The organism is Microbacterium gallinarum (genome assembly GCF_014837165.1).
Classification (GTDB): domain Bacteria; phylum Actinomycetota; class Actinomycetes; order Actinomycetales; family Microbacteriaceae; genus Microbacterium; species Microbacterium gallinarum.
Genome location: NZ_JACSPM010000003.1, coordinates 362,472 through 378,090, shown reverse-complemented (window position 1 = coordinate 378,090; position 15,619 = coordinate 362,472). Strand labels below are relative to the sequence as shown.

The 15,619-nt window shown below is 68.8% G+C and carries 10 protein-coding genes and 1 tRNA gene; 3 read left to right on the top strand and 8 right to left on the bottom strand.

Going from position 1 to position 15,619, the window contains the following annotated elements; genetic code table 11:
• Positions 1–15: 15 nt before the first annotated feature.
• Positions 16–1,053, bottom strand: coding sequence for an LLM class flavin-dependent oxidoreductase (locus tag H9622_RS11300; protein WP_191766488.1), 1,038 nt, complete (start codon positions 1,051–1,053; stop codon positions 16–18).
• Positions 1,054–1,160: 107 nt separating this feature from the next.
• On the opposite strand from H9622_RS11300, the gene H9622_RS11295 reads away from it, so the two are divergent.
• Positions 1,161–1,787: a phosphoribosyltransferase gene (locus tag H9622_RS11295; RefSeq protein WP_191766487.1), complete on the top strand. Its 627-nt coding sequence runs from the start codon at positions 1,161–1,163 to the stop codon at positions 1,785–1,787.
• Between the two features lie 7 nt (positions 1,788–1,794).
• On the opposite strand, the gene H9622_RS11290 is transcribed toward H9622_RS11295, so the two are convergent.
• Together H9622_RS11290 and polA are read right to left on the bottom strand one after the other, a co-directional pair.
• The gene (locus tag H9622_RS11290) at positions 1,795–3,468 is read right to left on the bottom strand and encodes a DUF885 domain-containing protein (RefSeq protein WP_191766485.1); all 1,674 of its coding nucleotides are present in this window, start codon (positions 3,466–3,468) and stop codon (positions 1,795–1,797) included.
• Positions 3,469–3,514: 46 nt separating this feature from the next.
• Positions 3,515–6,154 (bottom strand): DNA polymerase I, encoded by a 2,640-nt coding sequence (polA, locus tag H9622_RS11285; protein WP_191766484.1) that lies wholly within the window; start codon positions 6,152–6,154, stop codon positions 3,515–3,517.
• 58 nt (positions 6,155–6,212) lie between these two features.
• Here polA and H9622_RS11280 point away from each other — a divergent pair, with 58 nt between their 5' ends.
• Complete coding sequence (locus H9622_RS11280; RefSeq protein WP_191766482.1) at positions 6,213–6,635, top strand: hotdog fold thioesterase; 423 nt, start codon at positions 6,213–6,215, stop codon at positions 6,633–6,635.
• Positions 6,636–6,692: 57 nt separating this feature from the next.
• On the opposite strand, the gene H9622_RS11275 is transcribed toward H9622_RS11280, so the two are convergent.
• Positions 6,693–7,313 carry an ANTAR domain-containing response regulator gene (locus H9622_RS11275; protein ID WP_225221961.1) on the bottom strand — a complete coding sequence of 207 codons (621 nt, stop codon included), beginning with the start codon at positions 7,311–7,313 and terminating at the stop codon, positions 6,693–6,695.
• Positions 7,314–7,360: 47 nt separating this feature from the next.
• Here H9622_RS11275 and H9622_RS11270 point away from each other — a divergent pair.
• Positions 7,361–7,443, top strand: a tRNA-Leu gene (locus H9622_RS11270).
• An 86-nt stretch (positions 7,444–7,529) separates the two neighbouring features.
• Here H9622_RS11270 and H9622_RS11265 read toward each other — a convergent pair.
• The 4 genes from H9622_RS11265 to gltB all read right to left on the bottom strand — a co-directional run bounded on the left by H9622_RS11265 (position 7,530) and on the right by gltB (position 15,544).
• Complete coding sequence (locus H9622_RS11265; protein ID WP_191766480.1) at positions 7,530–7,907, bottom strand: SHOCT domain-containing protein; 378 nt, start codon at positions 7,905–7,907, stop codon at positions 7,530–7,532.
• A gap of 80 nt (positions 7,908–7,987) precedes the next feature.
• Positions 7,988–9,436, bottom strand: a complete 1,449-nt coding sequence (gene pyk, locus H9622_RS11260) for a pyruvate kinase (protein ID WP_191766479.1) — start codon at positions 9,434–9,436, stop codon at positions 7,988–7,990.
• 44 nt (positions 9,437–9,480) lie between these two features.
• A complete protein-coding gene (locus H9622_RS11255; protein WP_191766478.1) occupies positions 9,481–10,947 on the bottom strand; it encodes a glutamate synthase subunit beta in 1,467 nt (488 codons plus the stop codon).
• A complete protein-coding gene (gene gltB, locus H9622_RS11250; protein ID WP_404802869.1) occupies positions 10,940–15,544 on the bottom strand; it encodes a glutamate synthase large subunit in 4,605 nt (1,534 codons plus the stop codon). The genes H9622_RS11255 and gltB overlap by 8 nt, the downstream gene beginning before the upstream one ends.
• Positions 15,545–15,619: the final 75 nt, after the last annotated feature.

Sequence of the window (15,619 nt, the reverse complement as noted above, 5' to 3'; positions counted from 1 at the left end):
GCGCCCCTGCGTCACTCACGACAGCAGGTCGCGGACCAGCGGCGCCACCTTCGTCCCGTAGAGCTCGATCGAACGCATCATGCGCGCATGCGACAGCGTGCCCGTCGAGAACTTCATGTCGAAGCGCTGCACGCCGAGCGTGCGCACGGTGTCGGCGATCTTGCGGGCGACCGTCTCGGGCGAACCGACGTACAGGGCGCCCTCGGGTCCGACGTCGCGCTGGAAGCGCATGCGGCTGTAAGGCGGCCAGCCTCGCTCGCGGCCGATCGTGTTGTTCATCGCCTCGAATCCCTCGTACGCCTCCTCCCAGGCCTGCTGATCGGTGTCGGCGACGTGGCCGGGCGAGTGCACGCCGATCGGCAGCGGTGCGCGCTCGAACGTCGTCAGGGACCGCCGGTAGAGGTCGGCGAAAGGGCGGAAGCGATCGGCTGGACCGCCGATGATCGCGAGCATGAGGCCGTAGCCGTAGCGAGCCGCGCGGACCACCGACTCGGGGGTGCCGCCGACGCCGACCCAGGCCCGCAGGCCGTTCTCGGTCTTCGGGAACACGTCGGCGTCCGTGAGCGGCGCGCGGAGTGTGCCCTGCCAGGTGACGGGCTTCTCCTCGAGGAGCTGCGAGAACAGATCGAGCTTCTCGTCGAACAGGGCCTCGTAATCGCGCAGGTCGTAGCCGAACAGCGGGAACGACTCGATGAACGACCCGCGCCCGAGGATCACTTCGGCGCGGCCGTGGGCGACGGCGTCGAGCGTCGCGAAGCGCTCGTACACGCGCACCGGGTCATCGCTCGAGAGGACGGTCACCGCAGTCCCGAGGTGGATGCGCTCCGTGCGGGCGGCCGCGGCGGCCAGCACGATCTCGGGGCTCGAAACGGCGAACTCACGGCGATGGTGCTCACCCACGCCGAAGAACGAGAGGCCGACCTGGTCGGCCAGCACCGCCTCGTCCACGACATCCCGGATGGTCTGCGCTCCGGTGCGCAGCTCCCCCGATTCGTCGCGGGTGATGTCGCCGAAGGTGTCCAAGCCCAGCTCGACCGATGCGAGGTCGCTCATCGCGTGTCCTTTCCATTCGCGTGCATAAGACGCACGACCGAAGGAACCACGGAGGAGCAGGCGGCATTCCCCGAGACACGCCGGGCGGCCCGGCGTAACGTGGCCGTATGGCACTCTTCGCCGACCGCTCCGCCGCCGGCCGGGAACTCGCCGAGTCGCTGCAGCCCTGGGCCGGCCAGGACGCCGTGGTGTTCGGGATCCCCCGCGGCGGCGTCGTCGTCGCGGCCGCCGTCGCGCGCTCCCTCGGGCTCCCGCTGGCCGCCGCAGTCGTGCGCAAGCTCGGGGCGCCCTCCCACGAGGAGTTCGCGGTGGGCGCCATCGCGGGCGGTGTGCGCGTCGTGAACGATGCGGCGCTGCGGGCGAGCCATGTCACCCCCGAGCAGCTGGCTTTCGTCGAGGACATGGAGCGCGTCGAGCTCAGGCGCCGTGGTGCGCTCTTCCACACCGACGACGACGTGGACGGGATCACCGCCATCGTCGTCGACGACGGGATCGCGACCGGCGCGACGGCGACCGCGGCATGCCTCTCGCTGCGCGCGCGACGCGCGGAGACGATCGTGCTCGCGGCGCCCGTCGCGCCCGCGGACTGGCGACCGGAGCGCGATGTGGTGGACGAGTACATCTGCCCGCACCGGGTGCGCGACTTCTGGGCCGTCGGGCAGTTCTACGACGACTTCACCCAGACGAGCGACGCGGAGGTCGTGGAACTGCTGACCCACGACCTCCGCGAGTGAACTCGGCTCAGCGCGACAGTGCCGAACGCAGGGTGTCGAGGCCCACGCCGCCGATGTCGAGCGCGCGCTTGTGGAAGCGCTTGATCGAGAAGTCCGCTCCCTCGCGCTCCGCGACATCATCGCGGAGCTGCTCCCAGATGCGCTGACCGACCTTGTAGGACGGCGCCTGGCCGGGCCAGCCGAGGTAGCGCTTGACCTCGAACTGCACGAATTCGTCGGACATGTTCACGTTGTGACGCATGAACTCGAGCGCGAAGTCGGCGTCCCACGTGCCCTGGCCGTCGGGACGCGGCTTGCGCAGGTGCACGCCGATGTCGAGCACGACGCGGGCGGCGCGCATGCGCTGCCCGTCGAGCATGCCGAGACGGTCGGCGGGATCGTCGAGGTAGCCGAGCTGCTCCATGAGACGCTCGGCGTAGAGGGCCCAGCCTTCGGCGTGACCGGAGGTGCCGCCGAGCAGCCGACGGTACGAGTTGAGCTGCGCTCGGTTGTACACCGCCTGCGCGATCTGCAGGTGGTGACCGGGAACGCCCTCGTGGTACACGGTGGTCAGCTCGCGCCAGGTGTCGAAGTCCTCGACGCCCTCCGGCACCGACCACCACATGCGGCCGGGGCGCGAGAAGTCGTCGGTCGGACCGGTGTAGTAGATGCCGCCTTCCTTCGTCGGCGCGATCATGCACTCGAGCTTGCGGATGGGCTCGGCGATGTCGAAGTGCGTCCGGCCGAGTTCGGCGACCGCGCGGTCGCTGGTCTCCTGCATCCACTTCTGCAGCGCCTCGGTGCCGTACAGCTTGCGGGCCTCGTGCTGCTCGAGGAACGCCACCGCCTCTTCGACGGATGCGCCGGGCTTGATCTCGTTCGCGATCGACTCCTGCTCGGCGACCATGCGCGCGAGCTCCTCGACGCCCCACTCGTAGGTCTCGTCGAGGTCGACGGTCGCGCCGAGGAACCGGCGGGAGTGCAGCGCGTACAGCTCACGACCGACCGCGTCGTCGTCGGTCGCCGCTGCGCTCAGTTCGCTGCCGAGGAAGCTCGCGAGCTCGTCGTACGCGACGCGAGCGGCGTTCGCGCTGTCGGACAGCTCACGCGCGAGCGAGGCGGGCAGCTGCCCCTCCTCGGGCGCCGCCTCGGCGACGAACGTCGCGAAGAAGCCCTCGTCTTCGGTGTAGCGCGCGATCTGCGTGACGACCTCGGCCACCTGACGGCGTGCGGGGACGACTCCGCGGGCGATGCCCTCGCGCAGCGTCTCGATGTAGCCGTCGAGGGCACCGGGGACGGCCTTGAGGCGCGTCGCGACGACGCTCCAGTCGTCGGCGGTCGCTGTCGGCATGAGGTCGAATGCCGACCGGATGTCCTGTGCAGGCGATGCGATCACGTTGATGTCGCGCAGGTGCCAATTCGCCTCGTTGAGCTCGATGCCCACCTGGATCTCGCGGGTGAGGTCTTCCTGGGTGACGACGTCGATGTCGTCGACCGGGGTCGCCTCGGCGAGAGCTGCCAGCGTCTTTCGCCCCTCTTCGACGAGCCGCTGCTGGCCGGCGGGGCTGTAGTCGCCGAACCGGTCGTTGTACTCCGAACGGCCGATGTACGTGGCCAGCGTCGGCTCGAGCTCGGCCAGCGTGTCGACCCATGCATCAGCGATCGTATCGATCTGCGTGGGCGTGCGTGTTTCTTGAGTCATGGAGTCGAGCCTAAGGAGCCGCGCCGTGACGCGCCAAACGCGGGGTTCAGTGCCCGGCTTCGTTCCAGTTCGGCCCGCGCCCGATCTGCACGTCGAGGGGCACCGAGAGATCGGCGGCGTCGCCCATGCGGTCCTGCACGATCTGCTCCGCGACCTCCCACTCCCCCGGCGCGACCTCGACCACGAGCTCATCGTGGATCTGCATGAGCACGCGCGAGCGCAGGTCACGGGACATGAATTCCTCGTGGATGCGGAACAGCGCGATCTTCATGATGTCGGCAGCGCTGCCTTGGATGGGGGCGTTCAGGGCCGCCCGCTCGGCGTTCTCACGCAGCACCCGGTTGGGGCTCGCGAGGTCGGGGAACGGGCGCCGGCGGCCGAAGATCGTCTCGGTGTAGCCGTCGATGCGGGCCTGCTCGACCGACGACCGCAGATAGTCGCGCACCGCCCCGAAGCGCGCGAAGTACTCCATCATGAGTTGCTTCGCCTCGCTCTGCTCGATGCGCAGCTGCTTGGAGAGACCGAACGCCGACAGGCCGTACACGAGGCCGTACGACATCGCCTTCACCTTGGTGCGCATCGCGGGAGTCACGTCGGCCGGGTCGACCGCGAAGACGCGGGCGCCGACGAAGCGGTGGAGGTCTTCGCCCGAGTTGAACGCCTCGATGAGCCCGGGATCTTCGGACAGGTGGGCCATGATCCGCATCTCGATCTGCGAGTAGTCCGCCGTGAGCAGCGTCTCGTAGTCCTCGCCCACCTCGAACGCCGAGCGGATGCGGCGGCTCTCGTCGGTGCGGACCGGGATGTTCTGAAGGTTCGGGTCGGTGCTCGACAGCCGGCCGGTCTGGCTGCCGGTCTGCACGTACGTCGTGCGGATCCGCCCGTCGGCGCCGATCGCGGTGTCGAGCGACTCGATGATCTGGCGCAGCTTCGTGGCCTCGCGGTGCTGGAGGAGCAGGTCGAGGAACGGATGCGGGTTGGACTCCTGCAGGTCGGCGAGGACCGCGGCATCCGTCGAGTATCCCGTCTTGGTCTTTCGGGTCTTCGGGAGCTGCAGCTCGTCGAACAGCACCTCCTGCAGCTGCTTGGGCGAGCCGAGGTTGACCTCGCGGCCGATCGCCTGGAACGCCTGCTGCGCGATCGCATCGGCCCGCTCACCCAGTTCGGCCGAGAAGGTCGACAGGGTGCCGTGCGAGACGGCGACGCCCGCCAGCTCCATGTCGGCGAGGGTGAGCAGCGTGGGCAGCTCGATGTCGGTCAGCACCCGCGCGACGCTCTCGGGCAGTTCGCCGCGCAGCGCCTCGGTCACGCGCATCGTGAACCACGACAGCTGACCGGGAGTCGCGCCCTCGGTCTCGGGGACCAGCTGGGTCGGGTCGGCCTCAGGGAGCTTCTCGTCGAGGTAGCGGTCGACGAGGTCGGCCAGGTTCTTGTCGGGGAAGCTCGGGCGAAGCAGCCATCCGGCCACGATCGTGTCGAACGCGAGCCCCTCGACGCGCAGGCCGACTCGACGAAGCGCCTTCACCTGCGCCTTCGCGTCGCTGAAGATCTTCGGCGCGTCGGAGGCGAGCCAGGAGCCGAGCGTCTCGGCGAGCTCGGGAGTCCACGTCGCCTCAGCCGCCGCCTCGAGCGTCGCCACGCCGAGCCTGGTGGGCTGACCGCCCTCGGTGAGGACCGTGACCCCTACCTCGCCCTCGACGGCTTCGAGCCACGCGAGCAGCTCGGAAGCGGCGAGCTCGGCTGCGGCCGGCATGGGCACCGCGGCCGCAGACGTCACCGCCGCCATCTGCTGCTCGATGCCGGCGAGCTCGGCCACGCGCGGGATGAGGGTTTTGAACTCGAGCCGGGCGAAGATGTCGCGGACGGCCTGTGCGTCCATCGGCTTCACCTCGAGCTCGGCGACGGTCACCGGTAGCTCGACGTCGGTCAGCAGGCGGTTGAGCGTGCGGTTGCGGCGCACATCGTCGAGGTGCGCGCGCAGGTTGCCGCCGACGACGCCCGTGACCTTGTCGGCGTTGTCGAGCAGCTCGTCGAGCGAGCCGAACTGGTTCAGCCACTTGACGGCCGTCTTCTCGCCGACCTTGGGCACGCCGGGGAGGTTGTCGCTCGTCTCACCGACGAGCGCCGCCACGTCGGGGTACTGCTCGGGGGGCACGCCGTAGCGGTCGATGACCGCCTGGCGGTCGTAGCGCTTGAGCTGCGAGACGCCCTGCACGTTCGGGTAGAGCAGCGTGATGTCGTCGTTCACGAGCTGGATCGTGTCGCGGTCACCGGAGCAGACGAGCACGTCGTAGTGCTCGGCCGCGGCCTGCGTCGCGAGCGTGGCCAGGATGTCGTCGGCCTCGAAGTCCTCCTTCTGGAGCACCGTGATGCTCATGGCCGCGAGGCAGTCCTGCAGGATCGGGATCTGGCCCTTGAACTCGGACGGAGTCTCGGAGCGGTTCGCCTTGTACTCGGCGTATTCGCGGGTTCGGAACGACTGGCGCGAGGTGTCGAACGCCACAGCCAGATGGGTCGGCTTCTCGGCCTTGATGAGGTTGATGAGCATCGCCAGGAACCCGTAGATCCCGTTCGTGTGCTGGCCGTCCTTCGTTGAGAAGTTGTCGACGGGAAGGGCGTAGAAGGCCCGATATGCCAGCGAATGGCCGTCCACGACGAGAAGGGTAGGCTTTGCGGAGTCCGTCACCCTGCAAGCCTAGTCAGGGCTGGGGACACCCCCACCCGCCGCAGCCCGAAGGTGAGCCATGCCCGAGAACGCCCCCGTGAACGTCGACGGACTCGAGTGGGCGGCGGCGCGCGGAATGGGAGCCCTCGCCGAGAAGATGGGCCTCGAGTTCACCGAGTTCTCGGTGGAGCGGTGCGTCGCGACCATGCCCGTCGAGGGCAACACGCAGCCCGTCGGACTGCTCCACGGCGGGGCCTACGTCGTGCTGGGCGAGTCGCTCGGCTCGATGGCGGCGAACCTCCACGCGGGACCGGGGCGCCTCGCCGTCGGCGTCGACATCAACGCGACGCACACCGGCTCGGCGAGGTCCGGCACCGTGACCGGCGTCTGCACGCCGGTGCACCTCGGCCGCTCGATCACGGTGCACGAGATCGTCGTCACCGATGATCAGGGGCGTCGCTGCTCCACGATCCGCATCACGAACCACGTGAAGGACCTGTAGGGACGAAGAAGTGGATGCCGCGGCATCCGCTTCTCGCACTTCCTGAGTGAGGTCAGCTCACTTCTTGGGAGCGAGCTGCTCGATGATCGCCTTCGCGACGTCCTGCATCGTGAGGCGACGGTCCATCGACGCCTTCTGGATCCAGCGGAAGGCCTCGGGCTCCGACAGGCCCATCTTCTCGTTGAGGAGGCCCTTCGCCCGGTCGACGAGCTTGCGGGTCTCGAAGCGCTCGACCATGTCGGCGACCTCGGCCTCGAGCGTGATGATCTGCTCGTAGCGCGCCAGTGCGATCTCGATCGCGGGCAGCAGGTCGTTCGGCGTGAACGGCTTGACGACGTATGCCAGGGCGCCGGCCTCGCTCGCCCGCTCGACGAGCTCCTTCTGGCTGAACGCGGTCAGGAGCACCACCGGCGCGATGTGGTTCTTGCTGAGCTTCTCGGCGGCGGAGATGCCGTCGAGCTGCGGCATCTTGACGTCCATGATCACGAGGTCGGGACGCAGATCGGTCGCGAGCTGCACGGCGGTCTCGCCGTCACCCGCCTCGCCGACCACGTCGAAGCCGTTGTCTCGGAGGATCTCGACGATGTCGAGTCGGATCAGCGACTCGTCCTCCGCCACGACGACTCGACGGGGGGTGGAGGCCTGCGCTCCGGGGGTCAGCTCCTGCTCAGTCACCATTGAATCCTACGGTATGGTCAATCGCGGACGCGCGGCAGGCTGCGCGCGCCGGTGTGGCGGAATGGCAGACGCGACCGACTCAAACTCGGTTGCCCGCGAGGGCGTGTGGGTTCGACTCCCACCACCGGCACGGTGCTGGGCAGCCGCCGCCCACCACGCAGACACGGCGGAGCGGATGCCTCGGCCGAGGCATCCGCTCGTCTCGTCCTCCCGCGGCTACGCGCCGAAGTACTGGCCGCCGAGGGCCTTGCTCTTGAGGGCGTCGAACTCGCCCTGCGTGATCGTGCCGGCGTCGAGCAGCGCCTTCGCCTTGGCGATGTCCTCCGCGGGGCTCGTCGACGCAGCCGGCTTGTAGTCGTCGTTCTCGGGGGCGCTCGCGTAGCGCTCCCGCGCGCGCTGCGCCATGCCCGAGCCGCGCGCGATGACGTACACCAGTCCGGTCAGGAACGGCACGAAGACCAGCGCGATGATCCAGAGCGCCTTGAACCAGCCGCTCAGCTTGTCATCGCGGAAGAGGTCGGTGATGACGACGATCACCACATAGATGTAGGCGACGAACCAGAAGATCCACAACAGCCACCAGAACAGATCCATGCGAGGGCCTCCTACCCGGAAAACGGAGCGGTCGCGCTCAGCATAGTGAGCGCGACCGTTCCGAGACTGGATTGCCGGGACTACTCGCCGGACTGGTAGATCGGAGCCTTGCCGTGGACCGCATCGCCGATCTTGTGGATGCGGATGTCGTTGGTGGAGCCGATGATCCCCGGAGGCGAACCCGAGATCACGACGACCTTGTCGCCGACCTTCGCGAGGTCGTTCGACAGGAAGTAGTCGTCGACCTGGATGAACATGCGGTCGGTGTGCGCGACGTGCTCGACGAGCGCGGACTCCACGCCCCACGTGAGGGCCATGCGTCGTCGGATCGACGGTTCGGGGGTGAATCCGATCATCGGGATGCGCGGGCGCAGCCGCGACATGCGCCGCGCGGTGTCGCCCGATTCGGTGAAGATGCAGAGGTACTTCGCCTCGACGAACTCGGCGACCTCCAGCGCGGCGAGGGTGATCGCACCGCCCTGGGTGCGCGGCTTGGTCGTGAGGGGAAGGATGCGCTCGAGTCCGTGCTCCTCGGTGGACTCGACGATGCGGGCCATCGTCTCGACGACGACGACGGGGTACTTGCCCACGCTCGTCTCGCCCGAGAGCATGACCGCGTCGGCACCGTCGAGGACGGCGTTGGCGACGTCGCTCGTCTCGGCGCGGGTCGGGACGGGGTTCTCGATCATCGACTCGAGCATCTGCGTCGCGACGATGACGGGCTTGGCCATGCGACGGCACAGCTCGACCGCCCGCTTCTGCACGATCGGCACGGCCTCCAGCGGCAGCTCGACGCCGAGGTCGCCGCGGGCGACCATGATGCCGTCGAACGCGTCGATGATCTCCTCGAGGTTGTCGACGGCCTGCGGCTTCTCGATCTTGGCGATCACGGGCACGTGACGGCCTTCTTCGGCCATGATCACGTGGACGCGCTGGACGTCCTTCGCGTCGCGGACGAACGAGAGCGCGATGATGTCGGCGCCGGCGCGCAGGCCCCAGCGCAGGTCGGCCTCATCCTTCTCGGACAGCGCGGGCACGTTCACCGCGACGCCGGGCAGATTGATGCCCTTGTTGTTGGAGACCGGACCGCCCACGATGACCTTGGTCGTGACGACGGTGCCGTCGGTCTCGACGACCTCGACGCGCACCTTGCCGTCGTCGATCAGGAGGAAGTCGCCGGCCTTGACGTCCTGCGGCAGGCCCTTGAAGGTCGTCGAGACGATCTCCTTGGTGCCCAGGATGTCGTCGACGGTGATCTTGAAGATGTCACCCTCGGCGAGGTCGTGGGGACCGTTCTCGAACTTTCCGAGGCGGATCTTCGGCCCCTGGAGGTCGACGAGGATGGCGACGGCGCGCCCCGCGTCGTCGGCGGCCTTGCGCACGTTGGCGAAGTTGTTGTCGTGGATCGAATAGTCGCCGTGGCTCAGATTGAAGCGGGCGACGTCCACGCCCGCGTCGATGATCGCGCGGACGCTCTCATATGACGACGTGGCGGGGCCAAGGGTTGCGACGATTTTGGCGCGTCTCATCCGTGTGTTTCTCCGGGTTTTCAGGGGCGAATGCCGTGGCCAGCCTACGCGGGCTGCAGGCCGATGGCGATATCGGTGGGGCGGACAGGGGCAGGCAGCTGGGTTTCGCCCATCAGGTAGGAGTCGACGCTCGCGGCGGCCGCACGGCCCTCCGCGATGGCCCAGACGATGAGGGACTGGCCGCGGCCGGCGTCACCCGCGACGAACACTCCGGGCGCCGTCGTCTGGTAGTCGTTCTCCCGGTGCACGTTGCCGCGACCGGTGAACTGGGCGCCGAGCTGCTCCTCGAGCAGGGCGCGCTCCGGGCCGGTGAAGCCCATCGCGATGAGCACCAGATCCGCGGGGATCTCGCGCTCGGAGCCGCTCTTGGGCACACGGCGGCCGTCGACGAACTCGGTCTCGGCCACGCGCAGCGCACGCACCTCGCCGCCGTCGTTGCCCAGGAACTCGACCGTGGAGGCCAGGTACGACCGCTCGCCGCCCTCCTCGTGCGCCGACGACACCTCGAAGAGAGTGGGTGACATGGGCCACGGCTGGTGGTCCGGGCGCTCGCCCGGAGGACGCCGGCCGATCGCCAGGTTCGTGACGCTCAGCGCGCCCTGACGGTGGGCGGTGCCGATGCAATCCGCGCCGGTGTCACCGCCGCCGATCACCACGACGTGCTTGCCCTCGGCGGAGATCTGGTTGGCGATCGCATCGCCCGCCACGACCTTGTTCGACTCGATGAGGTACTCCATGGCGAAGTGCACGCCGGCGAGGTCACGGCCGGGGATCGCGAGCTCGCGCGGGATCGTCGCACCGGTCGCGATGACGACGGCGTCGTACCGCGCGCGGAGGTCGTTCCACGCGATGTCCTTGCCGATCTCGACGCCCGCGCGGAAGCGCGTGCCTTCGTCCCGCATCTGGCGAAGACGCGACTCGAGGTGCTTCTTCTCCATCTTGAAGTCCGGGATGCCGTAGCGAAGCAGTCCGCCGATGCGGTCGTCGCGCTCGAACACGGCCACGGTGTGGCCCGCACGCGTGAGCTGCTGGGCGGCGGCCAGGCCGGCAGGACCGGAGCCGACGACGGCGACCGTCTTGCCGGTGAGGCGTCCCGGCGGCTCGGGCTCGACCCAGCCGTGCGCGAACGCCTCGTCGATGATCGAGACCTCGATCTGCTTGATCGTGACGGCCGGCTGGTTGATGCCCAGCACGCACGAGCTCTCGCACGGGGCCGGGCACAGCCGGCCGGTGAACTCAGGGAAGTTGTTGGTCGCGTGCAGGCGCTCGATCGCCGAGCGGCCCTCCCCGCGCCACGTCAGGTCGTTCCACTCGGGGATGAGGTTGCCCAGCGGGCAGCCCTTGTGGCAGAACGGAACGCCGCAGTCCATGCAGCGGCCGGCCTGTCGACGCAGGACGGCGGAGTCGCCCGGCTCGTAGACCTCTTTCCAGTCCATGATGCGCACCGGCACGGGACGCCGCGGCGGCAGCTCCCGCTCGGTCACCTTCAGAAAGCCCTTCGGGTCAGCCACCCGTCACCTCCAGGATGCGGTTCCAGACGACGTCGCCGTCAGGGTCCAGCCCCTCGGCGACGGCCGTCTGGCGCGTCTCGAGCACCGCGGCGTAATCGCGCGGAAGGACGCGGACGAAGTTGTCGAGCTCGTTGTCGAAGTCGGCCAGCAGGGCCGTCGCGAGCGTCGACTCGGTCTCTGCGACGTGCTGTTCGAGCAGGTCGCGCAGGATCTCGGCGTCACCGGCGCCCAGCTCGCCGAGCACGAGCTCGCCGGTCGCGAGAGCCTCGCGGTTCACGAGCTTGCGGTCGAGCTTGTACACGTAAGCGGTGCCGCCCGACATGCCGGCGCCGAGGTTGCGCCCCGTCGCACCGAGGATGACGGCGAGGCCGCCCGTCATGTACTCGAGCGCGTGATCGCCCACGCCCTCGACCACGGCGGTCGCGCCGGAGTTGCGGACGAAGAACCGCTCCCCCACGACTCCGCGCAGGAACAGCGTGCCCTGGGTCGCGCCGTAGCCGATCACGTTGCCGGCGATCACGTTCTGGGACGCGTCGAAGGTGGCGCCGCGCGGAGGCCGCACCACGATCTGCCCGCCCGAGAGACCTTTGCCGACGTAGTCGTTCGAGTCGCCCTCGAGCCGCAGGGTGATGCCGGCGGGCATGAACGCTCCGAACGACTGCCCGGCCGAGCCGGTCAGGTTGACGACGATGCTTCCCGACGGCAGCCCGTTCTCGCCGCGCGCCCGGGTCACGTGGTGACCCAGCAGAGTCCCGACGGCGCGCTCGGTGTTGCGGATCGGGAGGTCGATCGTCAGCTCGCCGCCGTTCTCGATGACGTCGTGGGCGAGTTCGATGAGCGGCACGTCGAAGTGGTCCTCGATCTCGTGCAGCTGAGCCGTCGTGTTGCGGCGCGGCTCGTCGTCGGCGAACGCCGGGCCTTCGAGCACGGGCGACAGGTCGAGGCCGCTCGCCTTCCAGTGCTCGACGGCTCCGTCGATGTCGAGGAGCTCGCTGTGGCCGATGGCCTCGTCGAGCGAACGGAAGCCCAGCTCGGCGAGGTACTCGCGTACCTCTTCGGCGATGAACTCCATGAAGTTGACGACGAACTCCGGCTTGCCGGTGAAACGCTCGCGCAGCACCGGGTTCTGGGTGGCGACGCCGACGGGGCAGGTGTCGAGGTGGCAGACGCGCATCATGATGCAGCCCGACACCACGAGCGGCGCCGTCGCGAATCCGAACTCCTCGGCGCCGAGCAGTGCTCCGATGATCACATCGCGGCCGGTCTTGAGCTGTCCGTCGACCTGCACGACGACGCGGTCGCGCATGCCGTTGAGCATGAGCGTCTGCTGCGTCTCGGCGAGTCCGAGCTCCCACGGCGTTCCCGCGTGCTTGAGCGAGTTGAGCGGACTGGCGCCCGTGCCGCCGTCGTGGCCGGAGACGAGGATGACGTCGGCAAGGGCCTTCGCCGTGCCCGCCGCGACCGCGCCGATGCCCGACTGGCTCACGAGCTTCACGTGCACCCGCGCGCCCGGGTTGGCCCGCTTGAGGTCGAAGATGAGCTGCTTGAGGTCTTCGATCGAGTAGATGTCGTGGTGCGGCGGCGGCGAGATCAGTCCGACACCCGCCGTTGCGTGACGCGTGCGCGCCACCCACGGATACACCTTGGTGGGCGGCAGCTGGCCTCCCTCGCCAGGCTTGGCGCCCTGGGCGAGCTTGATCTGGATGTCGTCGGCCTCCGTGAGGTAGAGGCTCGTCACACCGAATCGGCCCGAGGCGACCTGCTTGATGGCGCTGCGGCGCTCCGGGTCGAGCAGGCGATCGACGTCTTCGCCGCCCTCGCCGGTGTTCGACTTGGCGCCGAGACGGTTCATCGCGATCGCGAGCGTCTCGTGCGCCTCGCGCGAGATCGACCCGTAGCTCATCGCTCCGGTCGAGAAGCGCTTCACGATCGCCGACACCGGCTCGACCTCGTCGATCGGCACCGGCGCGCGGCCGGTCGTCTTCAGCTTGAACATCCCCCGGAGGGTCTTGAGTTCGTTGGCCTGGTCGTCGACGAGCTTCGTGTACTCGCGGAAGATGTCGTAGCGGCGCGTCCGCGTCGCATGCTGCAGCCGGAAGACCGTGTCGGGATTGAAGAGGTGCGGTGAGCCGTCGCGCCGCCACTGGTACTCGCCGCCGGTCCACAGCCGCTCGTGCGCGCGCACGGCGGCGTCCTCGGGGTACGCGTACGCGTGACGCGCCGAGTTCTCGGATGCGATCACGTCGAGCCCGACGCCGCCGAGCTTCGTCTCCGTGCCGGTGAAGTACCTGTCGACGAACTCCTGCGACAGACCCACGGCTTCGAACACCTGCGCGCCCGCGTACGACGACACGGTCGAGATGCCCATCTTCGACATGATCTTCAGCACGCCCTTGCCGAGCGCGTAGATGAGGTTGCGGACGGCCTTCTCGGGCGTGATCCCCGTGATGTAGCCGGCGCGCACGAGATACTCGACCGTCTCCATCGCGAGATACGGATTGACGGCGGATGCCCCGTAACCGATGAGCGTCGCCACGTGGTGCACTTCGCGCACATCGCCCGCCTCGACCACGAGACCGCACTTCATGCGGGTCTGGTTGCGGATGAGGTGGTGGTGCACGGCCGCGAGCATCAGCAGCGACGGGATGGGTGCGAGGTCCTTGTTCGAGTCTCGATCGGACAGCACGATGAACTCGGCGCCGTCCTCGATCGCCTGGTCGACCTCCTCGCACATCTGCGCGAGGCGCTTCTGCATGCCCTTGTGGCCGGCCTCGACGCGGTACAGACCGCGGATCGTGACCGATGTGCGGCCCGGGAGGGCGGTGTCGATGTGCTGGATCTTCGCGAGCTCGTCGTTGTCGATGACGGGGAAGTCGAGCGTCACGACGCGCGTGTGACCCGGTCCCCACTCCAGCAGGTTCCGCTCCGGACCCAGGCCCAGCGACAACGAGGTCACGACCTCTTCGCGGATGGAGTCGAGCGGCGGGTTGGTGACCTGCGCGAACTGCTGCGTGAAGTAGTCGAAGAGCAGGCGCGGCCGCTCGCTGAGCACGGCCACCGGGGTGTCGCTTCCCATCGCGCCGAGCGGCTCGGCGCCGGTCTGGCCCATCGGGGTCAGGAGGATCCTGACCTCCTCCTCGGTGTAGCCGAAGGTGCGCTGGCGGCGCGTGATGGAGGCGATGGGGTGCACGATGTGCTCGCGCTCGGGAAGCTCTGCCAGGCGCACCCGACCCGAGTCGAGCCACTCCTGCCAGGGCTCCAGCTCGGCGAGCTGACGCTTGATCTCGTCGTCCTCGACGATGCGCCCCTGCGCGGTGTCGACCAGGAACATGCGGCCCGGGCGCAGACGCCCGCGGCGCTTGATCCGCTCGGGGGCGAAGTCGAGCACGCCGGTCTCGCTGCCGATGACGACGAGGCCGTCGGTCGTCTCGGTCCATCGACCGGGGCGCAGTCCGTTGCGGTCGAGGGTCGCCCCGACCAGCGTGCCGTCGGTGAAGATCAGCGCGGCCGGACCGTCCCAGGGCTCCATCTGCATCGAGTGGTACTCGTAGAACGAGCGCAGCTTGGGGTCGATGTCGGCCTGCTTCTCGTAGGCCTCCGGCACCATCATCATGATCGCGTGCGGCAGGCTGCGGCCCGTCAGCGTCAGGAGCTCGAGCACCTCGTCGAACGACGCCGAGTCGCTCGCGCCGTCGGTGCAGATCGGCAGCAACGGGTCGATGTCGCCGAGCAGCTCGGACTCGAGCTGGGACTGGCGCGCGCGCATCCAATTGCGGTTGCCGTTGACCGTGTTGATCTCGCCGTTGTGGGCGAGCATGCGCAGCGGCTGCGCGAGCGGCCACGACGGGAACGTGTTGGTCGAGTAGCGCGAATGCACGACGGCGAGCTCCGAGGCGAAGCGCTCGTCCTGCAGATCGGGGTAGAACGGCTCGAGCTGGAGCGTGGTGACCATGCCCTTGTAGCCGAGCGAGCGCGCCGAGAGCGACACGAAGTAGGCGTCGAGCTCGGTGCGGGCGCGCTTGCGCAGGCGGAACGTGCGCCGGTCGAGTGCGATGCCCGCCAGTGCCGGCGCGTCGCCGACGGCCGGACGGGAGACGAACAGCTGCTCGAACACAGGACGCGCCGCGAACGCGAGCTTGCCGAGGTTCTCGTCGACCGTGGGCACCTCGCGCCAGCCGAGGACGGTGAGGTTCTCGGATGCGGCGATCCGCTCGATCCCCGCCTTCTGGGCGGCGCGCGCCTCGTCGTCGCGGGGCAGGAACACCATGCCCGCCGCGTACTCCCCCACCGGAGGCAGCTCGAAGTCGACGACCGCGCGCAGGAAGGCGTCGGGCATCTGCGTGAGGATGCCCGCGCCGTCGCCGGTGCCGGCGTCAGAACCGATCGCACCGCGGTGCTCGAGGTTGCGCAGCGCCGTGAGCGCGAGGTCGATGATGTCGTGCCCGGCCGCGCCGCGCAGCGTGGCGACCATCGCCAGCCCGCAGGCGTCCTTCTCGAAGGCAGGGTTGTACATGCCCTGCTTCCCTGGGAAGCCGGCCATGCCGCTGTTCTGGGTGCTCGTCTCGGAAGAGACGACGCGACGGGGGCTCGAAGCCATACCTACCGTCCTCACGTTGATGCTTCAAAATGGGACGACGTCGGCCCTGTGCTAGTCGAACTGCACGTGCTAGCT